The organism is Paenibacillus vulneris, from assembly GCF_039543185.1.
Classification (GTDB): Bacteria; Bacillota; Bacilli; order Paenibacillales; family NBRC-103111; genus Paenibacillus_S; species Paenibacillus_S vulneris.
Map to the genome: position 1 here is coordinate 98,006 of NZ_BAABJG010000036.1, position 24,195 is coordinate 122,200.

Sequence of the window (24,195 nt, forward strand, 5' to 3'; positions counted from 1 at the left end):
TAAACGATCAGGTACATCCTAAGGCCAACATTGAATTTGGAAGGAGCAGGAAAGTGACTCTGCGGCACATGAAACTATTCAATACTTCAAAGACAAGAAGGAGGTTATGCCGGTTGCTGCTAAGCTGCTTACTAGCCGGACAGGTGCTTACAGGGCTGTCCTTGTTATACGGGACTTCCGCCCTGGCTGCTGAGGCTAACGGCCAACAGGTTCTCAGCACGTGGATGTGGAATCCGTATGTGATAGGCCAAGAAGCGGACAGCACGCTTCAGCAGTTGACGAGCAAAGGAGTGAACCGGGTCTACTTGCTGGTGGATTCGAGTTACCCCGCTTCTTACTACAGCAGCTTTATTCGCAAGGCGAACGCTCAGCACATCGAGATTCAAGCGCTGGGCGGCGCTCCGAATTGGGTGCTTCCGGAGTATAACAAGCGCATGTACGAGTTCATCGATTGGGTGAAGAGCTACAACGGGAGCGTCCTTCCTGAGGAGCGGTTTGCCGGAATTCACTTGGATGTGGAGCCTTATGTACTGCCTGAATGGCGTAAGGATTCGGATACGGTCATTGGGCTTTGGAAAGACACGGTAAGCGGATTTGTCGAGGAGGTGAAGAGCGATTCCACTCTGACCGTCGGTATGGATATGCCGGTGTGGCTGGATTCGTTTCAAGTAGGTGACGGACAAGGCGGAAGGACAACCTTGTCGGATTGGCTTATTCGCCGTATGGATGAAGTGACGCTGATGGCGTATTTCAATAAAGCCCAAGACATTGCCTCGTCAGTCCAAACCGAGCTGGCTGAAGCCGACCAGGCCGGCGTCCCTGTGCTTGTAGCTGTAGATACGGTTGACAGCGGCGAGCCGGGTACGTTTTACGGCAAAAGCGAAGCCCTTATGATGCAGGAATTGTCGGCATTGCTGGAGCAAATAGGAGGCCGCCCTTCTTTCGGCGGTATCGGCGTCCATGAGTGGGACAGCTGGTTAAAGATGAACTAAACGATGGGGCAGAGCTCGCACCTGGTGCGGGCTCTGTTTTTGCCGTTCCTTCACTCTCCCATGCACCAGCCGATAGCTGCAAGGCTTCGGCAGCTTACTTGAACATCCATGCCGATAAGCTCATTGTGCCGTATTGATACTGCTGATGCAGCAGTCTGGCGGACCGGTTCCGGTCGGCAGCACCCATACATATAAAGAGAGGAGCCAAATGCTCCTGGGTCGGCACAGCCTTTTGGGCATAGGGCGCCCTCTGTGCATAATCGAATAGAGACTCCAAATCCCACACGCTGATTTTATCCGCCAGCCACCGATCAAAATGTACAGCCCATTTATCGGCTCCCTCGCTCTCCCATCTCAGCTTCGACAGATTATGTACGGTGCCGCCGCTGCCGATGATCATGACCCCCTGTTCCCTTAAAGCAAGTAAGGCTTTGCCTATCCGGTACTGCTCCTCGGGAACCAGCCTGGGATGTACCGACAGGGATACCAGCGGAATATCGGCTTCGGGGTACAGCAGCTTCATAACGGTCCATACGCCGTGGTCCAGTCCCCTTCGATGATTCAGCTCACACCGGATCCCTTCGCCGGACAACAGCCTTTCGATCTCCATGCTTAGTACCAGATCCCCTTTGGCCGGATAGTCCAATTCGTAAAGCGGCTCCGGAAAGCCGAAAAAATCATACATCGTCTCCAGTTGAGGTGCACTTGAGATCATCTGCACAGGATGCTCCCAATGCGCACTAAAAATGGCTATCCCTTTAGGTCTCGGAAGCAGCAATCCCAAATTACGCAGCAGCTTCGTATAAGAGTTCGTTTCCAGCACTAATGTAGGCATTCCGTGAGCAACGAATAAAGCTGGAACCATGACAACGACTCCTTTTTGTTATTTGCATGTTCGGAGGCTTTAGCTTTCCCTTTTACAGCCGTCATGGCTGCTTAGCTGTTCCCCTCCATTATAACTGCAAAACGATAGCCTGCGCCGGGTTATAATAAAAAAGGACAAAATGTTTTCCAATTGATTCGGCTGCTGATACAAAATCAAGTCATGCTCCGTCTTATATATAGCTGCAGCTGAAAGGAGGACAATCGATTGGAACCGCAACAACAACAAACATCTGATTATTTTCGCGAAGTGTTTTATATACATTACCCTACCGTTCGCCGCAAGCTCATCGGGCTTGTCAGAGATGAGGCGGCCGCAGAAGATTTGGCTCAGGAGGTGTTCCTGCGTCTCTACCGCAACCCTCCGGACGAACCGTCCGTGATAGGCGCCTGGCTGCATCGGGTGCTGACGAGGATCGCCTACGACCATTTGAATAAAAAGGCCCGGGAGCGAGCTCTGCATGAGAAGCAATCCCTGCACATCCTCAGCACGGAAGAGGAGCAGCCGTCTAACGAGCAGCTTCTGATGAAACAGCTTGACCAGGAGGAAATGCGAGAATGGCTGGAGGAATTGCCCGAACGAGACCGCAAGGCGCTTCTCCTCAAGTACTCGGGGTACAGCTACGCGGAAATCGCCGAGCAGCTCCAGGTTCGCCCCCCTTTGGTCGGAACCCTGCTGCACAGGGCTACAGAACGGTTAAGAAAACATGCCGAAGCGCAAACGCAAGCACATGCACGTATGGAATAGGAGGAATTTCGATGAGCGAATCTACTAAAAAGAATGATAGAGAGTTAACGGATGCCGCTTGGGCCAAGCTGCAGCAAAAGCTTGCTCAAGAACCAGCACGGCCTCAATGGTCGCGCTGGTCCGAACAACTTACGGCGGATGCCGCAGCCGCTCCTCTTACAGCTTCCGTAACGGAAGCTCCGGCGATGGCAGGAAGCGCAAGCCAGCCAGCAATTCCGCAGGCTTACCCTAACAGCCCGGAATCCGGACATACCAAGAAATCCGGATCGTTCGCCAGCTGGCTGCATAAGAACAAAAAATGGGTTGCCGGGGCCGCCGCGGCAGGGGTTATCGCCGTTACCGTCGCTACGCCTTCCGGCAACCAGGCTCTTGCCGCGATCTTGAACAAGTTCCGCATGCAGCAGCTTACCGTGGTACAGGAAAATGATTTGCAAACGATCTTGAACGGCGCTTTCGGGGACGGCAAGGAACGGGAGTCGATCAACAAGTTCGGAACCTTCTCCCAAACGTCGGGCAAACCTATCGGCGAGGTCGATGCTTCTGAAGCGTCCAAACTCGCTGGACATAAGATTATTATCCCGCCTGAATATGATGCCAAAAATAAAATCTATGTTTCCCCATCCAACAGCCTTACTTTTAATATGAATGTGGATGAGGTTAACAAAGCCATGAAACGCCTGGGGGCAACGAAGCTGCTGCCGGCCTCCGTAGACGGCAAACCGATCACGCTGGAAATGGGTGAGACTGTTCACCTGTATGTTGTATCCAAAGATTCCCCCGAGAAGGGAGATTCCAAGGGCTATTCGTTCACACAAACACCGGTGCCGACAATTACGGTCGATCCGTCCATTCCGGTAGCGGAGGCGCTGGATGCGGTGCTGCAATTCCCGCTTTTGCCTCAGAACCTTAAGGAAAGCCTGCAAACAGCCGGTGTCCTGCAAGGCGGCTCCGTTCCGCTACCTATCATAGACAATGGCCAGGTCGAAAAGGTGAAGGTCGAGGGCGTAGACGTCATCGTAAGCACCAATCAATACAACCAGGGCAAGACAACCTACTACTCGGCAACCTGGGTGAAGCAAGGGCAGCTGTACAGGGTTGACGGCAGCAATGGGCTAACGAGCCGCGCCGCCCTTATTGCTAAAGTAACGGAGTTGATCAAGTTGTGAGCCAAACCATGATTGATGCTCAGAATTTAAGCAAGGATTACGGAAACGGCCGCGGCTGCCGCGGTATTACGCTTCAAGTTGGTGCGGGGGAAGCCTTTGGCTTCCTCGGCCCTAACGGCGCAGGCAAGAGCACCTTCGTCAAAATGCTCGTCGGCCTCATCCGTCCTACCGGAGGGAGCGCGATGATCATGGGCGAACCGATCGGCTCTGTAGAAGCGCGGCGCCATATCGGTTACTTGCCGGAGCTGTACCGCTATCAGGAATGGCTGAGCGGCGAGGAGGTTGTGAAACTGCATGCCAAGCTGTGCGGCATGGATCCTGTCACAGCCGGAAAACGCGTTCCCGAGCTGCTTGATCAGGTAGGAATCGGTCTGCGCGGGCGAGACCGCGTGAAGAACTATTCCAAGGGCATGCAGCAGCGACTTGGCTTAGCCTGCGCTCTCGTTAACGATCCGAAGCTCGTATTCCTGGATGAACCGGCCTCCGCGCTGGATCCTATCGGACGCATGGAGGTGCGTGATCTCCTGCGCATGCTTCGCGGTCAAGGAAAAACGATATTCCTTAACTCTCACTTGCTTGAGGACGTCGAAATGCTGTGCGACCGAGTCGCCCTGCTGAATAATGGAAATATACTGCACACCGGAGCCGTCTCCGACGTGCTGCAGGAGAAAACCCGCTGGCACTTGCGTGTCGGCGGGTTCACGCCGTTTGGTTTGACATGGCTTCAGGATATGACAGGTCTTCCGATCGCAACAGCCTCGCTGGAGGTGCCACACGACAGCGATTCCGTATGGCTGGAAGCTGAGCTGGAGGATGACGAACAGATTGGCTGGCTGAACAGCCTCGTGATTGAGCAAGGCATGACCTTGTATGAGGTGAAAAAATCGAAAACAAGGCTGGACGAATGGTTCATGAGCGCCGTGTCCGGATTGAGTCATAGGGGGGAACGCGCATGAACGCTATCATCGCAATGACCTGGAAAGAGCTTCTGCGCAAAAGAGTTATGCTGTTGACACTGCTCATGACGATCGTTTTTTTGCTCGCCTTTTGGTTTGTCGCTCAAACCATCGGAGCACGGCTTCATGATACGCAGGATAAGACCAGCATAACTTATCTTATTCAAAGCTTTACACTAGGCAGTATTACTTTAACGCTCGGCTTCTTTTTCGGAGCCTTTGTCATCGCTTTTCTATCCATCTTCAGCTCCTTTGCCGTTATCTCGGGAGAAGCGGAGCAAGGGGTGCTGCAGGCGCTCATGCCTCGTCCTGTTCCGCGCTGGCATTGGTATATGGGAAGATGGATCGGCTATGTGACCTTGGGAATAGGGTACGCCGCCCTGCTGTTCGTTTCGATTTTATGGATCACCGATTACCATTCGGGGGTTCCCTCCGATCTGTTCGCACTGATCAAATCGTTTCTGCTATTCGCCTCCGTAGTTCCGATCCTGGTTTCCGTCTCGATGCTCGGATCGTGCATATTCTCCGCTTTGGGGAACGGCGTATTTATGACCATGCTGTACGGAGCGGGGTGGCTTGGCGGAATGATCGAAAAGGTAGGAAGCATCGCCAGACTGGACAACGACACCGTCAAACCGTTGACAACCATTGCGGGATTAATGTCCCTCGCCATGCCTACCGAATCCGTTCAGCATCGCATGCTCTCCGAGATGTTCTATCTCCCCGAGCTGCAGGGGATTGCAGAACTGGACTCCGCTCTCGGCCCGTTCGGCATCGGCCAAGTCCCATCCAATTCGTTTTTACTCTATGCGGCTTGTTATACCCTCGCTGCGATAGCAGCAGGATTATTCATGTTCAACCGCAAGGATTTATAACGTAAAAAAACAACCCTACGGTTTCCCGGATGATCCAGGTACCCGCAGGGTTGTTATGTTTTTATCCTTTTCCATTAATTGGCCAAATGGGGCTCTACCCAGGACAGCATATCACCCAATGGTCTGAAACCGACAGCTGTAGCCACTTCGACGCCGTTTTTGAACAGCTTCATAGTCGGAATGCTCATAATACCGTAAGCTCCGGGAGTTTCCGGATTATCATCCACATTCATTTTGGCAATCGTCAGCTTGTCACCCAATTGCTGGCTCATCTCTTCCAGAACAGGGGCGATCATTTTGCAAGGACCGCACCACGGAGCCCAGAAATCTACCAACACGACACCTTCTTGAGCAATCGTTTCTTTAAAATTGTGATCTTCTACTTTAATCAAAGACATAGTATGCACTCTCCTTTAAATAGGATTAACCTTGATATATATCAACCTAAACTATTAATCGATTCGAACTCGACTAATAGAAGGGCCTGAACCGTATCCATGGAAAGGCTTGTCGTTACGGTTTGGATCAAATTGCAGCATACGGAGATTCGCGTACAAATCGTCAAACCATTCCTGATCGCGAGTCATTAAGGCCAGATCCATCAAGCTGCGGAGACCCGCTTCTACCGGCACATAATCGGTCAGCTTAGACAATTTGCCCAACGAGCTGGTAACGACTTGACCGATCGCTTCTTCATGATCGCATTGGGTAACCCGAACCTTCACCGTCCCATAGGCATCAATGGATTCCACATAGCCTATAAATTTCTCATCCTCCGCCGACGTTCCGCTAACCCAATCGCTTACCTTAATCCAATCCTGACGGATCGATGTCATTACTGCCACTCTCCTTCCTCAAAATAAGGATCTGCTTAACTGAAATGAAACGAATTACAGTTTACCTGCCATTTACCAAGGCTTCCTTGCCGCAAACGATAGGCATACCCTAACTGAGATCTTATTCGTAACAGTTTGGCCCGGAAAAAGAAACGCTAACGTTTCTTCTCTTGCTCTCGACGCAGCCGCTCCAATACATCGCGGATCGTCCATTGACCGAAATATTCAATCAATTGCTTCTCCGCCCCAGCGAATATGTCATCCATCACCACAGCCATATTACATGCAATCATACAATCCTGCTCCACGTCGCCCGAACACCATCCCGGCTTGACGGACCCCATAGAGGTTAAACGATACATCTCAGCCAGTGTGACCTGTGAAGGATCGCAATGGAGCAAAAATCCTCCCCCGGTTCCCTCCTTGGCGGCTACATAACCGTGCTTGCGAAGCAGCGCCATGACTTTGCGCACTCGCGCTGGATGGGTGCATACATTGTGGGCGATCATATCGCTTGTGGCCATATGATCGGGTCTGTAAGCGAGCAATACCAGACTATGAACCGCTATTGTAAACTCGCTATTCACAGTGATGCCTCCTCATAAACCTGATCGCTATTTGCTGCTGTTTGCCTTTCATACTGTTATTATATCGATTACAGTTGGAAGTGTCAAGGGCCTTTGCATGTATAGAAACGGCCTTGAGAACAAACGATAAGCTATGCTTTGCCGTACGGAAACTGCTGAAAAGCTTTAAGGAGTTGAACTGCATGTCACAGTATACCGATCATTTTATTAAAGAGTTAATCAGCAAGAACAATGACCTGTTTACCGAGCAGGATTTTACAGAATGCCAGAAAGCGGTCAAGGACTTTACAGGGCTGGTTGCCAACCTGGAAACGACCCAATACAATTTTCGCAGGAAGCTGTCGGATGTGGCCGATAAAAATCCTCATGATATCGAGAAGGTTGTTTATCTTCAAGGCATGGTAGACGGAATGAACCTAGTGATTGGTCCCTTGAAGCAATTTATGAATCAGTAACCGGCACTTCTGCGCTCTAATCCATGACGAAAGGGGCCTTTCCCGGTGAAAAGCCCCTTTCTTAGCGATATTTCCTATTAATGAATAATAAACTGGATAATACCCGAAATAATGATGGCCTGGCAAAACGAGATGAGTATTCTTTTCCGCACGGCCGCTTTATGCGTCTGACGCGTATTGTCGAACATATTGATAAACAAGTACCCGGATACAAATAAACAAATAAATACGAAAATAAAGATTCCCATTGCTCTCTCTCCCATGCTGATATGCTGTGATACTGGCTTAAACTTGAAATTTCGGGTCAAAGTCGGCAACGACAAGCACATCCATATGGCGAGAGGAGCGAAGCAGCCTCTTCACCAAAGATTGATGCCACCATTCCTGCCATAGCGTTCGTCTGGATTGCCCAATAATCATCTGTGTTGTCTTAACCTCGCTGGCTTTAGCAGCCAACACATCCGCGATCTGATGTCGGCTTGCGGCTGATAAAATGTGAAACTTTCCTCCGAGTCTTTCCGTCAGCTGCCCGATGGCATCGAGCCTTTCCGATAGCTCTGGAGTAACCGCTCTGTTATCCGGCTGTACAAAAGTCACTATCCATATGGCCTTAAGCCGGTGCGCGATGCGAAATCCTCTGCGGATCAGCCTCTCCGCATGCGGTGAGGTATTGACGCATACGAAGATAACCTCCTGCCTCCGCCATGGTCCTCTCAAGGCCCCTTTGCGCTCCCAGGATTCGAGCCGTTCGTCCACGTCATCGGCTATCTCCCGCAGCGCCAGCTCACGCAAAGCAATTAAATTCCCTGTTTTAAAGAAATTCCCCAGTGCTTGATCTACTTTCTCCATGGCATAAATTTGGCCGTCCTTCATCCGCCTCCGGAGGGATTCGGGCGCCACATCAATAAGCTGCACTTCATCAGCCAGCCACAGAATGTGATCCGGCACCGTTTCACGGACCCGGACCCCCGTGATCTGCATAACGGCATCGTTAAGGCTTTCCAGATGCTGCACGTTCACCGTGGAAATGACAGAGATGCCTGCATCCAATATTTCCATGACGTCCTCGTAGCGTTTTTTATTCCTGCTGCCGGGGACATTCGTATGGGCCAGCTCGTCGACGAGCACAATTTCCGGCTTAAGCCGAAGGATCTCCTCCGTATCCATTTCCTCCAGCTGGGCGCCGCGGTAATCGATCACCTTGCGCCGTATGGTCTCCAGCTGCCCGACCTGCGCCAGCGTTTCCTTCCGGCCATGGGTCTCCAGCAACCCGATGCGCACTTCCGCTCCTTTGCGCAGCAGATCGTTGCCTTCACGCAGCATCGTATACGTCTTGCCTACACCTGGGGCTGCTCCAACGTATACCTTGAACCGGCCGCGCCTGATCTGCTCGATTCTTCGCTCAACCTCCTGCGAGCTCAGCCTCCTGTAGGGATCCTCGGCCGGCTTCTTGCGCTTGGCGGGAAGAATACGTTCTCCTTCGTGCTCCGCTCTGTCGGCTACGATGAAGATGTCTATGTTTCTCGTTTGTTGAAGCATATCGTGAACGATAGAGCCTTGCCAAAGCTCCTGCCAGCGCGTCTGCTTGGAATGGCCCATCACGATTCGGGTTATATTATGCTCTACCGCAAACTGCACCAGCATGCCGGGCAGCGCTCTTCGCGAGCAGAGCGGCAGCTCCTCGAAGCTGCCCCCGACCTTTTCGACCAGCTTCATGATAGACCGCTTGAAGGCGGCCTCCTCTCTGCCCAGCTGCTTCTTATTACTCACAAACGTAACGACATGAAGATCCCCGTTCAGCCGCTTGGCGATCTGCTGGCCTCTACGGACATGGATCGATCCGTTCCAATGGTACTGCGCCGATACCAGGATGCGTTCCCCTGCCCCCGATGGGCCAAGCAGCCCCATTTCCTCCCTATATTTTTCGAGTGATTCGTTCACTCCCTCCGCCACAAGACGGAGCGACAGCTCGCGAAGGACGGCGAGATTGCCGCGTTGAAAGACATCGGCGTCGCCTTGGAACCTCAAGTTGCCTTCGGCGGCACGGGCTAACATCGTTTCGGGTGTTACGTCGATCAGGACGACCTCATCCGCCAGCTCCAGCGTATCGGAAGGGACGGTTTCCCTAACCTCCATACCGGTCCTCCGCTTTACCAGGTCGGTGACTCCTTCCAGCTCGTAAACATTAATAGTCGTGATAACGCTAATGCCGTGGCTTAGCAAATATTTGATATCTTCTAGTCGCGTGGGAAACCGGGCGTCCTTGCGGTTACGGTGAGCCAGGCCGTCAACCAGAACAAGCTCGGGATTGCGTTCGATCAGCTGCTCGAGATTCAAATCCTTCTTCTCCACGCCGTCCTTGAGCCAATGAATGCTGGGAATGCGCTCGAGATCGCCGATCTGCTCCACCGTGTCCGGTCTTTGCATCGTAGACACGGCGCAGATAACGACATCGATGCCCTGCTGCTTGTGCGCATGTCCTTCGCGCAGCATGTGATACGTCTTTCCCGAGCCGCTGACCGCGCCGATGTAGACCTTTAGCCGCCCGCGGTGTAGCTTGGATATGGATAATAAGATTTCCTCGGGCGTCTTTCCTCTAAAGGTCTCCATCTCGGCGCCTCCCTGCTGAGCCTATGGACTTCAATGAAGCATCATTTATGGGTCAATGCCTCCAAATCGATGTTGAGCTTAAGCACGTTCACTCTTGGCTCACCGAACAATCCCAAGTCTCTTCCTTCTATATGAGCATCCACCAGCTTGCTCAGCTGCTCCTGCGGGATGCCCGTCAGCTTGCTGATTCGGGGAACCTGCGCTTGAGCCGATTCCGGGCTGATGTGCGGATCGAGACCGGATGCGGAGTTCGTAATCAAATCGATAGGCAGCTTGCTGATCGGAACATCGGGGTTGTTCGCCTTCCATTCCTCGATGGAAGCTTGAGTGCGCTTGATCAGCTCCGAGTTGGACGGGGCATAGTTGTTTGTTCCCGAAGCTTCCGCCTTGTATTCGATACTCGATACCCGTCCCTGGAACCATTTCGGATCGGTAAAGCTTTGTCCGATCAGCTCGGAGCCTACAATCTGTCCCGAGGCATTGCTCACCAGACTGCCATTGGCTTTGCCCGGCATCAACACTTGAGCCAGACCCGTGCATACCAGAGGATATACAATCCCGCACAGAACAATAAAAACGACGGCAATCCGAAGCACGGTAAAGAAGGAAACCGTTCCGGCGCTTGGATGCGCCGCTGAAGCTGTAGCCGAAGTCGAAGGTTTCATACTTTCTCATTCCTCTCTGATTCGGGGCCAAGTCCATGGACAAAGCCCCTTCCTCTATCTTTACATCCATACATTCACGATCAAATCGATGAGCTTGATCCCAATGAACGGTACGATGACCCCGCCTAGTCCGTACACCACGATGTTTCTGCTAAGCAGCCTGGATGCGGTCATGGGCTTATAAGCCACTCCCTTCATCGCAAGCGGGATCAGCAGCGGGATAATGATGGCGTTAAATAGCAACGCCGATAGGATAGCCGACATCGGGGAACCGAGCCGCATAATGTTCAAAGCCTCCATTTGCGGAATAGCTAAGGTGAACATGGCAGGGATAATAGCGAAATATTTGGCTACGTCATTTGCAATGCTGAACGTGGTCAGCGCACCGCGTGTCATGAGCAGCTGCTTCCCTATGGCAACCACTTCGATGATTTTAGACGGATCGGAGTCCAGATCGACCATATTGGCCGCTTCCTTGGCCGCGACCGTTCCGCTGTTCATCGCCAGGCCCACGTCCGCCTGGGCGAGCGCCGGGGCATCGTTCGTCCCGTCGCCTGTCATTGCGACCAGCTTGCCTTCCGCCTGCTCCCGGCGGATCACCGCTATTTTATCCTCCGGCTTGCTCTCGGCGATAAAATCATCCACTCCCGCTTCACGGGCAATGGTCGCCGCCGTCAGCGGATTATCCCCGGTACACATGATGGTTTTGATCCCCATCCTGCGCAGTTCTTCAAAGCGCTCCTTCATGCCCGGCTTCACGGTATCCTTCAAATAAATCAGCCCGTACAGCCGTTGATCTACCGCCACCGCCAGAGGCGTACCCCCTTCCGAGGCAATGGCGTTGCTCCTGCTCTCCAAATCCGCCGGGATGATGCCGCCTTGAGCGATGACCCACTGCTTCACCGCATCGACTGCCCCCTTGCGAACCTTGCGTCCATCCGCCAGATCGATACCGCTCATTCGGGTTTCCGCTTTGAATTCGATGAATTCGCCGCCTTCTCCAAGCGCTTCGTCATAGCTTAGGCCCTGCTTCTTCATCCATTCCAGTACGGACCGGCCTTCGGGAGTTTCATCCTTTATGGAGCTGACAGCCGCCCATCCGGCCAAGTCTTCTATACGTTCCGACCCGATTGGCAGCATATCGCTTGCCATGCGGTTCCCGTAGGTGATCGTTCCTGTTTTATCAAGGATCATCGTATTGATGTCCCCGGCTGCTTCCACCGCTTTGCCGGACATAGCCAACACATTGAATTGGGTAACCCGGTCCATACCGGCAATCCCTATGGCCGACAACAAGCCTCCGATCGTTGTCGGAATCAGACACACGAGCAATGCGATTAACACCGGAATCTCCAGGCGGATCTCCAAATAGCCCGCGATAGGAGCCAAGGTCACGACAACGATCAGAAAAATAAGTGTCAAGCTGGTCAGCAAAGTATTCAATGCCAGCTCATTGGGCGTCTTCTGGCGCTTGGCGCCCTCGACCAGCGATATCATCCGGTCTATGAACGATTCGCCGGGATCGCTCGTAATCCGTACTTTAATTTTGTCGCTGACGACGCGTGTTCCGCCGGTGACGGAGCTGAAATCTCCGCCGGCTTCCTTGATAACGGGAGCAGATTCCCCTGTAATCGCCGATTCGTCGACCGAAGCCAGCCCTTCGATGACTTCGCCGTCACCCGGAATCATTTCCCCTTGGGACACGACGACCAGGTCCCCCTTGCGCAGCTCGGTAGAAGGCACCACCTTGATACCGGAGCCATTATTCACGATTTTGTTCGCCGTAATTTCCTGCTTGGTCTTTTTGAGAGAGTCGGCTTGTGCCTTCCCTCTCCCCTCCGCCAGCGCTTCCGCGAAATTTGCAAATAGTACGGTGAATAATAAAATAACGAATACGGTAAAATTGAAGCCTACGCTGTTCTCCGTTCCAAAGTAGCCAGGAAACACGGTCATAAGCAGCACAACCAAGGTGCCCGCTTCTACAACGAACATGACGGGATTTTTCATCATCACAACCGGATTCAGCTTCAAGAAGCTTTCTTTAACGGCATTCATGACGATCGCCGAGTTGAGCATCGATTTCCGATGCTGGTTTGCATTCATCTTGCTCATACAGTTTCGCCTCTCCCATTTAACGAATCGTTACATGTTCTGCGATAGGCCCCAGCACGATGACCGGCAGGAACGTCAGCGCTCCGATAATCAATATTGTACCTACCAGAATTCCTACGAACAAACGGTTATCCGTTCTGAACGTGCCGATGGTCTCGGGCACCCATTGCTTGCGTACAAGGGAACCCGCCACTCCCAAGAGAGCAATCATCGATATATAACGACCGAACAGCATGACGACACCGGTGGATATATTCCAGAACGGCGTATTATCGCCTAAGCCTTCAAATCCTGACCCGTTATTGGCGGCCGAGGAGGTATACTCATACAAAACCTGCGATATCCCGTGATAGCCCGGATTTGATATAGCTGCCCTTCCTAACTCCGTTGCCAGTGCAAGAGCCGTGGGCATCAGAATAATGAAAGGATGCGCCAGAATCGCTATAGCAATCAGCTTCATTTCACGCGGCTCGATCTTTTTGCCGAGAAACTCCGGTGTACGTCCCACCATCAAACCGGCCAGAAACACTGCAAGAATGGCATACATCAGCATATTGACCAGTCCTACGCCTTTCCCGCCGAATACGCAGTTCAGCATCATCAAAGCGAGCGGTGTGATTCCGCCGAGCGGCGTCAGCGTATCGTGCATATTATCGACTGAGCCGGTTGTCGCCGCCGTCGTTACCGTTGTAAAAAGCGCTGTTTGCGCGATACCGAAGCGGACCTCTTTCCCCTCCATACTGCCCTGCGAAGCGTCGATTCCCAGCTTGTTCATCAGCGGGTTCCCCGCCGATTCCGCCGTATAGATGAGCGACAGGAACACCAGGAACAAGATCATCATCGCCGAGAATAGAACCCAGCCCTGCTTCCGATTGCGTGCAAAAAGTCCGTATGTGTACGGAAGGGCAGCCGCCAAAGACCACATTGACAAAATTTCAAGCACATTCGTCAAACCGCTCGGATTTTCAAAGGGATGAGCCGAGTTGACTCCGGAAAAGCCGCCTCCGTTCGTTCCCAGATGCTTGATGGATTCCAGTGAAGCTACAGGCCCGATAGCGATCTGCTGCCGGCCTCCCTCCAGCGTGTTGACGGTTAAGGTCGGCTGCAGCGTTTGCGGCACATGAAGCGCTACAAGCACCATCGTGACCCCAATAGCGAGCGGGAAAAATACCCGGATATGCGCTTTGACAAAGTCTTCAAAAAAGTTCCCGATTGTCTCTCCCTTGCTCGTGATACCGCGTATAAAAGCAATAGCTGCGCACAGCCCTGTCGCCGCCGAGGTGAACATCATCATCGTAATGACAGCCATTTGCGAGAAGTAGGATAACCCCGACTCCCCGCTGTAATGCTGCAGATTCGTGTTGGTCATAAAGCTGATGACCGTATTGAACGACAGCGTTTCTTCCATATTGTCGATACCATTCGGGTTCAGCGGCAAATCGTTTTGAACCCGAAGGAGGAGATAGCCGATCGCCACAAAGACGATATTCGTCAGGATGAAGCTTAGAGCATACGTCTTCCAAGTCATCCCTTGGCGGTTCTTCAGGCCTGTTACCGCATAGATTGCCTTCTCCACAGGAGCAAACCAGGTATCCGTACGATTGCCTTCATTGGAAAAGACGTGATATAAATAGGTCCCTAATGGTTTGACCAGCAGGACTAGAATGACAATCACGACGGCGATTTGCAATATTCCCATTATCGTTTCCTCCTAAGAAAGCTGTCTTCGTCTGCTGAGCTTTCCTGAAAGAAATGCTCAGAATTTTTCCGGATGAATCAGGGCATAAGCCAAATAAATGAAGAGAAGCACAGTGATGACAGCGATAACCGTCATGATCTTTCGCCTCCTGTCTCCTCAACGACCCGATTGCACCAAGACAAAAAGCCGTAAAACAAAAGGTACGTTACTGCCAGCAGTACTACCATATATACATCCTGCATAGGAATGCCTCCGTCCGCATTAATTCATCAAGAAAGATACATCATGGCTTGAAGTATGAATGACATGGTCAGCTCCCAGACCTTTATAGACAAGCCGCGGATTCATATTATGCGTTACCACGCAAATTTCTTTGGATGTCCAGGTCCTGCATATTTGAATGAAACGGCAGCACAAGTTCAAGGAGCTTTCAAATAAAAAGACTTTACCGATCGGAAGGTCGGGCAATAGCCATGACTCGCATTCCGATGTATCGATCCAAATCATATGCTTTACGCCCAAGCTCTCTAGACGCTCCTGCTCCGCCCGGCTGTTCGTAATTGCTGCGAACGGAATGCCTTTGGACAGCAGCAGCCGGATAAATCCTTCTCCGGTTTTGTTGGGCGCCGATACAAGAATAAATTCTTGAGCGGCGTTCATCTTCACATTCCTCCTAATCTCTCAAGAGAAGGCAGCAGGATCAGGGCACAAAAAAAGAAGCCTGCGAAAAGAGGTGAACTCTTCACGCGGCTTCTTAAAGCACAGCCATAGCTGTACCTAAGCACACGATCATCGTTGCCTCTCTCGATACGCTTACGAGGTTAGCTGCCGGATTCGGGCGTGAGAGTCGCCCTACCTGAAATTTCAGGATTCACCCCATGAGCCGGTAAGCTCGTTGGTTCCCCCGTTCCTTAATTAAGCACTAAGGATTCAGCGATACATTGCAAGGTCATATTCATCAAGTTTTATGGAAACATTCCATATCGTTTTTCAATAGAAGACGCAAGAAGACCACAGAGGCTTAAGCCCTGTGGTCGTTAATAGCGATCACAAGCTTCATCATCCTCTCTCCATAGACCCTTTGAACTTCTGCATAGCGAAGTTCAAAGTCTGTTCCACGCTGACGAGGTTAGCTGTCGGATTCGGGCGGTGAGAGTCGCCCTACCGGCAGGCGCAAGCTAGCTTTGCACCCTTCGGATTCACCCCAAGCGATATGCGGACGGCTCTCACACCGAACGGATATCACTGTGTTGGTTCCCCCGCTTTCCTATAGAAGGAAATTAAGCGATCAGAATTTGGAAACATTGTTTTTTTCAAATCATGAATTGTATATTACGCCAGTTGCCCTTAACTGTAAAGAACACTTGGGAGACTTGTGCGATGAAATTACACCAACGGCCAGGATGGCAACGCTTACTTTACATGCGATCTCCAGATAACTGCTTCCTGCTCACTCTATCTCCATTTTTCACAAATTGATTCCCTTTGATTTCCTGCGCTTCAGCACCCTCTTTATCCAAAATGCGCTTAGATAAAGCCAACCGTTTTTCTCTGCAATGCTGATTGCGTCAATCCGGTTTTTGGCTTCGAGCTTTTGCTGAAAGAACAAAATGTAGTTCCCACGCAGCAGCTTATACGGTAAAATTATACAGGATCATCAATTATTCATAAAAGAACCGGGGATTCCTCCCCGGTCAAAGCCTTTTATTTTCAGCTCCAACTGCTCGTTGTATCATTCATGAAGAACTGGAACGTAATGTTAAAACGATCTTTCACTATTCCGAAGCACGGACTGAATTCAGTTTCCTGCAGCGGGAATATCACTCGCCCTTTTTCACTCAATTTAGTAAACATTTCTTTAATCTCGTTTTGCTGCGTCGCTGTAATGCAAATATTCACCTGATCTCCAATTACATAAGGTTGCCCCGGAAAGATATCAGCGACCATCAAATCATTTTCACCGGTTTGCAGCACGGCATGGGAAATGCGGGTTTTCACCTCTTCAGGTAAACCATCGGCATCCTTGCCTTCCCCGTACGTAGTTTTGAACAGTAATTTCGAGTTCAACGCTTCCTGGTAAAACTCAATTGCTTCCGCAGCTTGTCCATCCAGCATAATAAACGACGTTGAGCGCATTGACATTCCAACATCTCCTTTTAAATGAAATTGTCCAATTTGGGTTGTTTTGGACTTGATTAGCATCATATCGCGCAATAGTGACAATACTTGTCGCAATACACGAAATGGAGTTTATAATGGCAAAGTCCAAACGACTGATCGAGATTATGATGATCATCAACAAAAAGAAGTCTTTCAACGCCAAAGAGCTTGCCGATGAATTTGGAGTTTCCACGCGGACGATTATGCGGGATATGCAGGAGTTGAGCGCGCTGGGGGTTCCTTTTTATTCGGAGGTCGGTCAGCATGGGGGATATAAGATGCTTAACGAGAGAATGCTGCCCCCGGTTGCTTTTACGGAAGACGAAGCGCTTGCTGTATTTTTTTCCAGCCATGCATTGAGGCACTACGAGAATCTTCCTTTTGAGGCGGAAACAGATTCCGTGCTGCGGAAGTTTTACTCTTATATGACGGAAGATATTCGGGACCGTATCGACCGGATGCGGAAACGATTTGATCTGGTTACGCCGATGAGATATGCAAGCACGCCTTATTTGAGCTTATTGCTGGATGCTGCGATCGATCAAAAAGTGGTGCGCATGGAGTACGAATCGAAACAGCATAAGCGGTTAAGAGATGTCCAGCCGATCGGAATTTATGCCAGCAATGGGTTTTGGTATTGTCCGGCCTATTGCTTTCACCGCCAAGAAATTCGCTTGTTTCGCTGTGACCGGGTTAAATCTGTTGAACTTTCCGAACTGAAAGCGATCGATTTGACGCAAGTGCATACAGGAAACTGGGAGTCTTACATGGAAGAGGAAAGTCCGGCAATGGAGCTTTATGTTGAGCTTACGGGGTGCAGAGATGCCAATCCGAAATGTGGCCAGCGCACAAATTGCAAATTCATGTTAGAGAAGACGGCACAGGATGGCTGGACGATCAAATCCCCACAAGCAGCCTTCCATTTTTCGGCCAATTTTTTATTGGATTGGGTATGGATGCAAAGGTAAAAGCGCCAGACGAGCTGATCCATGTTATGAGGGAAATGCTAGGTAAACTAATGGAGCAATATCGGTAAAGATTGTCCAACACGAAGGCCTAGTCCTATGAGGAAATGATTTTTTGCATTTCATGCATAGTAATGGGTTGAAGTGAAAGAATATACGGGTATCCCAAAAATATGCACAGAGAGGGTTGACCCGACCGATGCAATTAGGCGCACACGAAGCCTATGAGCTTAACGAATTGCTGCTCAGCTGCACCAATTCCATCAACAGTATGGCATTGTTCCTAAATCAAGCACGCGATCCTCAATTGAGAGATATGATCGCAAGACATTATTCCGCCCACATTCAGGACTATAACATGAAGGTCGAATTCGCCAGTCAAGCGTCCGGGTCCAGGGACCAGCTGAATGTCCCACCGCTCCATATGCAAATGGGTGCTCCCGCTCCTCACATGATGGTTAATCCGGTTACACCGCAGGTGAAACTGCAGCAGCTCGATGATCGAGCCATCGCTACCTCCTACCTGCTTACGTTGAAGCGCTCAGGAAGAGACTATGCTTGGGCCGCCTTCGAATGCTCGACACCTCAGCTGCGGGCGTTTCTCGAAGACGCCTTCCGGATGTGCTCCCATCAAGCCTTTGAGGTTTGGAGCTTCATGGCCTCCCGCGGCTGGTATCCGGTCATTATGGCCCCTCAGCAAACGATGCAAACCATCGGCGGCATTTACCAGGAAGTCCCTTATCAGCAGCCCATGAACGTGTATCAGCAATAAGCATCGCCGCGCGCTAATCACTGGCGAAAAGCAAACAACTCTCCCCGCTCTTATCGCAGGGAGAGTTGTGTTTAGTATCGTTTGATTTAGTTCTGGCCGTCCTTGATTTCCGTTATCGTAAAAGTGCCGTATCCGTTCATAATCGTGTTGACATTCAACCAGGTTACTCCTACTTGGATAGGAGTATTCAGCGGAAGACTCAGATCCTGTATCTTAATCCTTTCATTAGGATCAAACTTTGAGACTACCATCTTGGCATCGGGTCTGATCGTACTGCCCGACATCTTCTCCTTCGTATCCACTCTGTACACGATAACGACATTGTTCGTCGGTGTGTCCCCCGTATACTGCACATCAATAGCGTACTCCCAAGACATTTCCGGAGAGCGAGTCGGGATTAAGGCCAGCTTCCATTGATCCAGCTGATGCGGGTTGGTAAGCTCAATCTTGACTGAAGAGGGTTCCGGAGCCTTACCGCCCTTGTCAGGGCCGGAGCATGCTGCAAGCATCATGATACAGATAAAAAGAGCCCATTTTTTCATCGCAGTCCTCACCTCATGGATTTAGACGCCGTAAGCCTCACAATAGTTTCCATTCCGATTATTATTTCACAGCCCGCTTAGAATCGAAGCGTCCACCCGCTGCGTACCTGGCTTCGTGTATAGGACACCCCATGAACCTTCAGTCCTCTGGCATCCAGCAGAGTAATGATATCACCCCGCTGCCGGAGGAAATCGGAATATCCGGGCAGAGTGATCGGTACAGTCAGAAACTGCCCTGGCTCAATGCTTCCTGCAAGCGGGTATTTCTTCTTGAATTTATTGGCCAAGGACCACCCCGCAAGATCCAAGGTACGGTCCGTTACATTCAACAAAGTGACCGACTCGAACGCCGTCGGCACGGACGGCTTGACCAAAGCCCCGACGATAAAGATTGCATGCTCGGTATGCGGCAGCCCTTTTTCTTGAGCGGGATCGGCTCGGTGGTGTCTTAAATCTATTGGATTGCCCGTCACATCATCCGTATGCCAGGATTGGGATTGAAAGGCCAAAAATATCGCTATCCAGCGGTTATTGGAAGGAAAGTGGAGCAGCAGCCCTCCATCCTGATAAACCCCGTTATCCTTCATGCGAAGTCCCGGATTCCCCTGATTCATATGGATATCGTGCAAGCCGTTGCCGGGAAAAAATCCGAATACGCTGTCGGCCTGCTTCATCTCCGGTCCCCACACATCGCCGTAAGCATAAAGCACCGCATCGCCGCAATCCATCGCTTGCTTCATATACATATCCAGCTTGCCGTTCAAATCATTATCGTGTCCCGGTACCTCGAACGGCAGAGGAACCATCCTGCGTCGGTCAAACAGATTGCCTCGAATGTAATCGAGAGCCATCCCTCCAGGTTTGCTGTCCAGCCGGTTGAAGCCATATGGAAGCCCCGGAAGGTCGCTTGTCACCTCATGCTCAAAATGCTCGTCCGTGTAATAGAGAAGCTCTGAGGGAGACAGCTGCGACTTCACGTTAATCGCAATCCGGTAATGGGTTCCTCCCGCTTCGGCATGCAGCTGGTAATGCGGATTTTCCCGCGTACCCTGCCTTCGGCCGATCACCTTGCATTTCAGGACGCCATAGTGGATCGTCATGTTGGTATCTCCCTTCTAGTCCTTGTCCGTACTAATAGCTTTAAGCAAATCATAGAGCAAGTCAATAGCCCGGCCCTTTTTTTGCCCGCGGAATGTAACTTTTGATTGAAATCACCAGTCTATAGTATGATGATAAATACATCTATCGACGTTCTTTCATAGAAGCGCCCTTAGTTAAACCCACTAATGGAGGAAATTTGGAAGTTATGAACAAATCATCGCTTACCGTACTACTTTTGGCCTCATCTCTCGCTCTATTCACAGGCTGTGAGGGCTCTAACAGCCAGCCGCCCGCCAAGCCTGCAGATAACGCTGCCACGGGAACCCCGAGCCCTGCCCCGGGACAATCAACGGCAACGGCTTCTCCAACTCCGTCCACAACACCTGCGGGGAACAGTACCGCCAAAACGCCGGATTCGGGCAAAAGCGGAGCCAATCAAGTAGTTGCCGAGCCTAACAGCACGATGGTCCTGGTAAACAAGCAGTTCGCCCTGCCGGAGAAGTACGAGCCATCCGATCTTGTCTACCCTGATGTGCCGTTCACGTTCAAGGAAAAAATCGAAAAACGCAAAATGCGCAAGGAAGCGGCAACTGCTCTGGAGAAGCTGTTTGCCGGCGCCAAAAAAGACGGTATCTCTCTTGCAGGCGTGTCCGCGTATCGCTCCAATGCGACGCAAAAAAGCATATTTAATAACTATGTAAAAAATGACGGCGAAGAAAAGGCCAAAACCTACAGTGCCGTGCCAGGACACAGCGAGCATGAGACGGGGCTCGCAATCGATGTCTCCGGCAGCGACGGCAAATGTGCGGCCCAGGATTGCTTCGGAGGTACGAAGGAAGCGGAATGGCTTGCCAAACATTCAGCGGAATACGGCTTCATCATCCGTTATTTGAAAGGCAAGGAATCTATCACAGGCTATCAATACGAGCCTTGGCATATTCGCTACGTAGGAACGCAAGCTGCCAAAGAAATAGCTTCCAAGGGCATTACACTGGAAGAATACTTGAATGCCGTTCCGGTAACAAAATAAATCAACTGGATAACCAAAAACAGCTCCAAGGCCGCCCTGCAGCGACTTTGGAGCTGTTTGATTTTCCATTCGTTGATTATTGCTGGGTGAGAATAACGGGTCCCTCCGCCGTGATCGCAATGGTATGCTCGTATTGTGCGGACAAGCTTCCATCCACCGTTCGGGCCGTCCATCCGTCTGCGTCGATTTTCGCTCTATAATCGCCGATGTTCAGCATAGGCTCGATGGTGATGACCATGCCTTCCTTCAAGCGGGGCCCTTTCCCTGCCGGTCCGTAATGGGGCACCTGAGGCTCCTCGTGCATCTTTTGGCCGATCGCATGACCGACGAATTGACGTACGACCGATAGTCCCTCGGATTCGGCATATACCTGAATCGCGTGGGAAATATCCCCGATCCGATTTCCGTCGATGGCCTGCTCAATGCCTTTGTACAGCGCAGCCTCCGTCACCTTAAGCAGCTTATCCGCCTCCGGCGACACATTGCCGACCCGATAGGACCACGCGGAGTCGGCCAGCCAGCCGTTCAAATTCACCACCATATCAATGGTGACAATATCGCCGTCCTGAAACGGATTTTCGTTAGGAAACCCGTGGCAAATAATATCGTTGACCGATGCACAGGTGGCATACGGGTATCCGCTGTATCCTTTTTGCTCCGGGGTAGCCCCGTGCTCGGCCAAAAACTTTTCTACAAAACGGTCTATATCCATTCCCGAAACGCCGGGGCGGATCATCTTGCCAATCTCCTTATGACATGCTGCAAGAATTTTACCCGCTTCATGCATGTATTGTATTTCTTCTTTTGTTTTAATAACGACCATGACGTTCACTCCCGCTTCCTAAAATCCTGTCCATCCTTTTAGTATAACAGTTTTTAGGGTAAAAGATGATGAATGACCCGTGAACTTTTTTTAACGGGAATCTTCCAGGCTGATTGGGGGACCTTAAGAAGAAAAAGACGGGAGGATGTGCCATGAAAGCCTTTGCTTATTTCTTCCACCATTACGCGCTGTCTGCCGTACTTCTTATCGGAATTGCCGTCGCCGTGTACTTCGTCTATAAAAATTGGGACAAAATCGTCATCAAGGGAAGCGGCAGAAAATAAACCTTGCACCCTGAGCTGCTAGCCGGGAGCGATATCTTTAAAAACAAATTGCCGGTAAATCTGGAAACCATTCTTCTCATAAAACTTAGCCGCATGCTCATTACTGGCCCAATAGTCCAGCTCGATCTTATGAATCCCGTTCTCTCTCGCGAATTGTCCGATGTAATCCATCATAGAAGTACCATAGCCGTTATTTCTATGACCGCTGGAGATGCTGAGTTGGTGAATGAATACGGAACGGTAAGCCTTCCTAAACGCGTTTTCTGAATACTGCTTCACTTCTATCCAGGCGTATCCGAGCGGCTTTCCATCATGCTCCAGAAGCAGGAAAACAAATTGGGGCTTCTCTATGATACTTTGAAAAAAGTCGCGGACCGCTTCATAGTGATAAGGCTTGAAATGCTCCGGGCAGAGCTCGGCATGGACTTGATGAACCTGTTCATTCAGCAAAGCAATCGTTTCGTAATCCTTGGTTCGCGTTATGATTGTCAATATTGCTTCCTCCTCAGCCACAAGAAATAATTGGTAAAATTATACTCTTGGCGCAGACGGATGGCAATGAAAAGTTTGCAGCACTATCGGGGGAAATAGCCCCGACAAAGTGGGGCTGAGGCTGTAAAAAACAATGCCTAAGGGAAATCCCCTAGGCATTGTTGGCATGCGCTATACAAGCGCTTTTTTGGCAATGTCGGTACGGTAATGCTTGCCTTGGAACCGGATGCGGTCCGCATCGGCATAAGCCTTTGCACGAGCCTCGGCGATATCCTTGCCAAGCGCCGTAACCCCGATAACACGTCCGCCGTTGGTTACGATTTGGCCATCCTTTAATGCCGTTCCGGCATGAAATACAATGGATTCTTGAACGTCGTTCAAGCCCTCAATGGGCAGTCCTTTAGGGTAAGACCCCGGATAGCCCTCGGAGGCGAGAATGACGCATACAGCCGCTTCATCGGACCATTGGATATCCATCTGCTCCAAATGGCCATTGACGGCAGCAAGGAAAATATCCAGCAGATCCGTTTTTAGGCGGGGCAGCACGACTTGCGTCTCCGGATCACCAAAGCGCGCGTTGAACTCGATCGTCTTAGGTCCCTGCGGAGTGATCATAAGACCGGCAAACAGCACGCCGCGGAACGGGCGTCCTTCGCTGACCATAGCAGCGGCCGTCGGCTTAATGATCGTTTCGATCGCTTCGTCGATTACCGATTGAGGAATATGCGGCAGCGGCGTATAAGTGCCCATGCCTCCCGTGTTCGGCCCTTTATCGTTATCGAATACGGCTTTATGGTCCTGCGCAGGCACCATCGGACGTACGACATGACCGTCTACGAAGGAGAGGATGGACATTTCCTGCCCAGTCAAAAATTCCTCAATAACCACGCGATTACCGGAATCGCCGAAGATTTTGGCGACCATGATGTCGTGAAGCGCTTTTTCCGCCTCCTCCATCGATTGCGCAACGATAACGCCTTTCCCTGCAGCCAGGCCGTCCGCTTTAATGACCGTAGGGATCGTCTGCTTGCGCAGGTAAGCCAGCGCTGCTTCATAATCGTCGAACGATTCGTATGCCGCCGTCGGAATGTTATATTTTTTAAATAAATCCTTGGAAAATACTTTGCTCGATTCCAGAATCGCCGCATTTTGGCGCGGACCGAATACCGGAATGTTCTTCGCTTCCAGATGATCGACAATGCCCTCGGACAACGGATCATCCGGTCCAATGACGACAAGATCAATCGCATTATCGATAGCGAATTCGCCGATTTCCTCGAATTGGTTCACCTGAATAGGAACGCACTCCGCAACACCGGCAATGCCTCCGTTGCCCGGAGCGCAATAGAGCTCCTGTACCTTAGGGCTTTTTTTCAACGCCCAGCAAATCGCATGCTCACGGCCTCCGCCGCCAACGACTAATACGCGCACGGTTACTGCTCC

Annotated in this window: 25 protein-coding genes, 2 pseudogenes and 2 riboswitches; of the genes and pseudogenes, 10 read left to right on the forward strand and 17 right to left on the reverse strand. The window is 51.1% G+C overall.

Annotation, left to right across the window (positions count from 1 at the left end):
- Positions 1-113: 113 nt before the first annotated feature.
- Positions 114-992: a hypothetical protein gene (locus ABEA66_RS28110; protein ID WP_345592877.1), complete on the forward strand. Its 879-nt coding sequence runs from the start codon at positions 114-116 to the stop codon at positions 990-992.
- 94 nt (positions 993-1,086) lie between these two features.
- Here the strand turns inward: ABEA66_RS28110 and ABEA66_RS28115 are convergent, their stop codons facing one another.
- Positions 1,087-1,857: a DODA-type extradiol aromatic ring-opening family dioxygenase gene (locus tag ABEA66_RS28115; RefSeq protein WP_345592879.1), complete on the reverse strand. Its 771-nt coding sequence runs from the start codon at positions 1,855-1,857 to the stop codon at positions 1,087-1,089.
- Between the two features lie 225 nt (positions 1,858-2,082).
- Between ABEA66_RS28115 and ABEA66_RS28120 the strand changes: the two genes are divergently transcribed.
- The 4 genes from ABEA66_RS28120 to ABEA66_RS28135 are packed head-to-tail and all read left to right on the forward strand — an operon-like array spanning position 2,083 to position 5,619.
- A complete protein-coding gene (locus ABEA66_RS28120; RefSeq protein ID WP_192705088.1) occupies positions 2,083-2,622 on the forward strand; it encodes a sigma-70 family RNA polymerase sigma factor in 540 nt (179 codons plus the stop codon).
- A gap of 11 nt (positions 2,623-2,633) precedes the next feature.
- Positions 2,634-3,788, forward strand: coding sequence for a hypothetical protein (locus ABEA66_RS28125; protein WP_345592884.1), 1,155 nt, complete (start codon positions 2,634-2,636; stop codon positions 3,786-3,788).
- 8 nt (positions 3,789-3,796) lie between these two features.
- On the forward strand, positions 3,797-4,744 hold the full coding sequence (locus tag ABEA66_RS28130) for an ABC transporter ATP-binding protein (RefSeq protein ID WP_079914175.1): 948 nt from the start codon (positions 3,797-3,799) through the stop codon (positions 4,742-4,744).
- On the forward strand, positions 4,741-5,619 hold the full coding sequence (locus ABEA66_RS28135) for an ABC transporter permease (protein WP_345592887.1): 879 nt from the start codon (positions 4,741-4,743) through the stop codon (positions 5,617-5,619). The genes ABEA66_RS28130 and ABEA66_RS28135 overlap by 4 nt, the downstream gene beginning before the upstream one ends.
- Positions 5,620-5,693: 74 nt before the next feature.
- Here the strand turns inward: ABEA66_RS28135 and trxA are convergent, their stop codons facing one another.
- The 3 genes from trxA to ABEA66_RS28150 all read right to left on the reverse strand — a co-directional run bounded on the left by trxA (position 5,694) and on the right by ABEA66_RS28150 (position 7,042).
- A complete protein-coding gene (trxA, locus tag ABEA66_RS28140; RefSeq protein ID WP_192705091.1) occupies positions 5,694-6,017 on the reverse strand; it encodes a thioredoxin in 324 nt (107 codons plus the stop codon).
- Positions 6,018-6,071: 54 nt separating this feature from the next.
- Positions 6,072-6,455, reverse strand: coding sequence for a hypothetical protein (locus tag ABEA66_RS28145; RefSeq protein WP_079914045.1), 384 nt, complete (start codon positions 6,453-6,455; stop codon positions 6,072-6,074).
- Positions 6,456-6,610: 155 nt separating this feature from the next.
- A complete protein-coding gene (locus ABEA66_RS28150; RefSeq protein ID WP_079914044.1) occupies positions 6,611-7,042 on the reverse strand; it encodes an RrF2 family transcriptional regulator in 432 nt (143 codons plus the stop codon).
- Positions 7,043-7,224: 182 nt separating this feature from the next.
- Here ABEA66_RS28150 and ABEA66_RS28155 point away from each other — a divergent pair, with 182 nt between their 5' ends.
- Complete coding sequence (locus tag ABEA66_RS28155; RefSeq protein WP_345592893.1) at positions 7,225-7,497, forward strand: hypothetical protein; 273 nt, start codon at positions 7,225-7,227, stop codon at positions 7,495-7,497.
- 77 nt (positions 7,498-7,574) lie between these two features.
- On the opposite strand, the gene ABEA66_RS28160 is transcribed toward ABEA66_RS28155, so the two are convergent.
- The 8 genes from ABEA66_RS28160 to ABEA66_RS28190 form a co-directional block, all read right to left on the reverse strand.
- The gene (locus ABEA66_RS28160) at positions 7,575-7,745 is read right to left on the reverse strand and encodes a hypothetical protein (RefSeq protein ID WP_179136256.1); all 171 of its coding nucleotides are present in this window, start codon (positions 7,743-7,745) and stop codon (positions 7,575-7,577) included.
- A gap of 37 nt (positions 7,746-7,782) precedes the next feature.
- Positions 7,783-10,107: a histidine kinase gene (locus tag ABEA66_RS28165; RefSeq protein ID WP_345592897.1), complete on the reverse strand. Its 2,325-nt coding sequence runs from the start codon at positions 10,105-10,107 to the stop codon at positions 7,783-7,785.
- A 41-nt stretch (positions 10,108-10,148) separates the two neighbouring features.
- Positions 10,149-10,772, reverse strand: coding sequence for a potassium-transporting ATPase subunit KdpC (gene kdpC / locus ABEA66_RS28170; RefSeq protein ID WP_345592899.1), 624 nt, complete (start codon positions 10,770-10,772; stop codon positions 10,149-10,151).
- Positions 10,773-10,832: 60 nt separating this feature from the next.
- Positions 10,833-12,884 (reverse strand): potassium-transporting ATPase subunit KdpB, encoded by a 2,052-nt coding sequence (gene kdpB / locus ABEA66_RS28175; RefSeq protein WP_377740173.1) that lies wholly within the window; start codon positions 12,882-12,884, stop codon positions 10,833-10,835.
- A 19-nt stretch (positions 12,885-12,903) separates the two neighbouring features.
- Entirely contained in the window at positions 12,904-14,583 is a 1,680-nt protein-coding gene (kdpA, locus tag ABEA66_RS28180; RefSeq protein ID WP_345592901.1) for a potassium-transporting ATPase subunit KdpA, read from the reverse strand.
- Positions 14,584-14,640: 57 nt separating this feature from the next.
- Positions 14,641-14,718 (reverse strand): K(+)-transporting ATPase subunit F, encoded by a 78-nt coding sequence (gene kdpF, locus ABEA66_RS36440; RefSeq protein ID WP_377740199.1) that lies wholly within the window; start codon positions 14,716-14,718, stop codon positions 14,641-14,643.
- Positions 14,719-14,844: 126 nt separating this feature from the next.
- Positions 14,845-15,243 carry a hypothetical protein gene (locus ABEA66_RS28185; protein ID WP_079914040.1) on the reverse strand — a complete coding sequence of 133 codons (399 nt, stop codon included), beginning with the start codon at positions 15,241-15,243 and terminating at the stop codon, positions 14,845-14,847.
- A 134-nt stretch (positions 15,244-15,377) separates the two neighbouring features.
- Positions 15,378-15,529, reverse strand: a riboswitch (cyclic di-AMP (ydaO/yuaA leader).
- Positions 15,530-15,686: 157 nt separating this feature from the next.
- Positions 15,687-15,880: riboswitch (cyclic di-AMP (ydaO/yuaA leader) on the reverse strand.
- Between the two features lie 413 nt (positions 15,881-16,293).
- On the reverse strand, positions 16,294-16,725 hold the full coding sequence (locus ABEA66_RS28190) for a VOC family protein (RefSeq protein WP_345592903.1): 432 nt from the start codon (positions 16,723-16,725) through the stop codon (positions 16,294-16,296).
- 113 nt (positions 16,726-16,838) lie between these two features.
- On the opposite strand from ABEA66_RS28190, the pseudogene ABEA66_RS28195 reads away from it, so the two are divergent.
- Positions 16,839-17,779: pseudogene (locus ABEA66_RS28195) on the forward strand (helix-turn-helix transcriptional regulator).
- Positions 17,780-17,907: 128 nt separating this feature from the next.
- Positions 17,908-18,480, forward strand: coding sequence for a spore coat protein (locus tag ABEA66_RS28200; protein ID WP_079914037.1), 573 nt, complete (start codon positions 17,908-17,910; stop codon positions 18,478-18,480).
- 86 nt (positions 18,481-18,566) lie between these two features.
- Here the strand turns inward: ABEA66_RS28200 and ABEA66_RS28205 are convergent, their stop codons facing one another.
- Together ABEA66_RS28205 and ABEA66_RS28210 are read right to left on the reverse strand one after the other, a co-directional pair.
- Positions 18,567-19,022, reverse strand: coding sequence for a hypothetical protein (locus ABEA66_RS28205; RefSeq protein WP_345592906.1), 456 nt, complete (start codon positions 19,020-19,022; stop codon positions 18,567-18,569).
- 473 nt (positions 19,023-19,495) lie between these two features.
- Positions 19,496-20,122 (reverse strand): annotated as a pseudogene (locus ABEA66_RS28210) (DUF2278 family protein); the annotation flags it as partial.
- 206 nt (positions 20,123-20,328) lie between these two features.
- Here ABEA66_RS28210 and ABEA66_RS28215 point away from each other — a divergent pair.
- Positions 20,329-21,153 (forward strand): M15 family metallopeptidase, encoded by an 825-nt coding sequence (locus ABEA66_RS28215; protein WP_345592907.1) that lies wholly within the window; start codon positions 20,329-20,331, stop codon positions 21,151-21,153.
- 76 nt (positions 21,154-21,229) lie between these two features.
- On the opposite strand, the gene map is transcribed toward ABEA66_RS28215, so the two are convergent.
- Complete coding sequence (map, locus tag ABEA66_RS28220; RefSeq protein WP_345592909.1) at positions 21,230-21,976, reverse strand: type I methionyl aminopeptidase; 747 nt, start codon at positions 21,974-21,976, stop codon at positions 21,230-21,232.
- 152 nt (positions 21,977-22,128) lie between these two features.
- Here map and ABEA66_RS28225 point away from each other — a divergent pair, with 152 nt between their 5' ends.
- Positions 22,129-22,260 carry a hypothetical protein gene (locus ABEA66_RS28225; protein WP_264082123.1) on the forward strand — a complete coding sequence of 44 codons (132 nt, stop codon included), beginning with the start codon at positions 22,129-22,131 and terminating at the stop codon, positions 22,258-22,260.
- 18 nt (positions 22,261-22,278) lie between these two features.
- Here the strand turns inward: ABEA66_RS28225 and ABEA66_RS28230 are convergent, their stop codons facing one another.
- Positions 22,279-22,752, reverse strand: a complete 474-nt coding sequence (locus tag ABEA66_RS28230; RefSeq protein ID WP_345592912.1) for a GNAT family N-acetyltransferase — start codon at positions 22,750-22,752, stop codon at positions 22,279-22,281.
- Positions 22,753-22,923: 171 nt separating this feature from the next.
- The gene (gene purD / locus ABEA66_RS28235) at positions 22,924-24,183 is read right to left on the reverse strand and encodes a phosphoribosylamine--glycine ligase (RefSeq protein ID WP_345592914.1); all 1,260 of its coding nucleotides are present in this window, start codon (positions 24,181-24,183) and stop codon (positions 22,924-22,926) included.
- Positions 24,184-24,195 lie beyond the last annotated feature (12 nt).

Coding starts and splice junctions, on each gene's coding strand:
- ABEA66_RS28115 (WP_345592879.1), bottom strand. CDS start 1,857: ATGGTTCCAGCTTTATTCGTTGCTCACGGAATGCCTACATTAGTGCTG.
- ABEA66_RS28125 (WP_345592884.1), top strand. CDS start 2,634: ATGAGCGAATCTACTAAAAAGAATGATAGAGAGTTAACGGATGCCGCT.
- ABEA66_RS28130 (WP_079914175.1), top strand. CDS start 3,797: ATGATTGATGCTCAGAATTTAAGCAAGGATTACGGAAACGGCCGCGGC.
- ABEA66_RS28135 (WP_345592887.1), top strand. CDS start 4,741: ATGAACGCTATCATCGCAATGACCTGGAAAGAGCTTCTGCGCAAAAGA.
- trxA (WP_192705091.1), bottom strand. CDS start 6,017: ATGTCTTTGATTAAAGTAGAAGATCACAATTTTAAAGAAACGATTGCT.
- ABEA66_RS28145 (WP_079914045.1), bottom strand. CDS start 6,455: ATGACATCGATCCGTCAGGATTGGATTAAGGTAAGCGATTGGGTTAGC.
- ABEA66_RS28155 (WP_345592893.1), top strand. CDS start 7,225: ATGTCACAGTATACCGATCATTTTATTAAAGAGTTAATCAGCAAGAAC.
- ABEA66_RS28160 (WP_179136256.1), bottom strand. CDS start 7,745: ATGGGAATCTTTATTTTCGTATTTATTTGTTTATTTGTATCCGGGTAC.
- ABEA66_RS28165 (WP_345592897.1), bottom strand. CDS start 10,107: ATGGAGACCTTTAGAGGAAAGACGCCCGAGGAAATCTTATTATCCATA.
- kdpC (WP_345592899.1), bottom strand. CDS start 10,772: ATGAAACCTTCGACTTCGGCTACAGCTTCAGCGGCGCATCCAAGCGCC.
- kdpB (WP_377740173.1), bottom strand. CDS start 12,884: ATGAGCAAGATGAATGCAAACCAGCATCGGAAATCGATGCTCAACTCG.
- kdpA (WP_345592901.1), bottom strand. CDS start 14,583: ATGGGAATATTGCAAATCGCCGTCGTGATTGTCATTCTAGTCCTGCTG.
- kdpF (WP_377740199.1), bottom strand. CDS start 14,718: ATGACGGTTATCGCTGTCATCACTGTGCTTCTCTTCATTTATTTGGCT.
- ABEA66_RS28185 (WP_079914040.1), bottom strand. CDS start 15,243: ATGAACGCCGCTCAAGAATTTATTCTTGTATCGGCGCCCAACAAAACC.
- ABEA66_RS28190 (WP_345592903.1), bottom strand. CDS start 16,725: ATGTCAATGCGCTCAACGTCGTTTATTATGCTGGATGGACAAGCTGCG.
- ABEA66_RS28200 (WP_079914037.1), top strand. CDS start 17,908: ATGCAATTAGGCGCACACGAAGCCTATGAGCTTAACGAATTGCTGCTC.
- ABEA66_RS28205 (WP_345592906.1), bottom strand. CDS start 19,022: ATGAAAAAATGGGCTCTTTTTATCTGTATCATGATGCTTGCAGCATGC.
- ABEA66_RS28215 (WP_345592907.1), top strand. CDS start 20,329: ATGAACAAATCATCGCTTACCGTACTACTTTTGGCCTCATCTCTCGCT.
- map (WP_345592909.1), bottom strand. CDS start 21,976: ATGGTCGTTATTAAAACAAAAGAAGAAATACAATACATGCATGAAGCG.
- ABEA66_RS28225 (WP_264082123.1), top strand. CDS start 22,129: ATGAAAGCCTTTGCTTATTTCTTCCACCATTACGCGCTGTCTGCCGTA.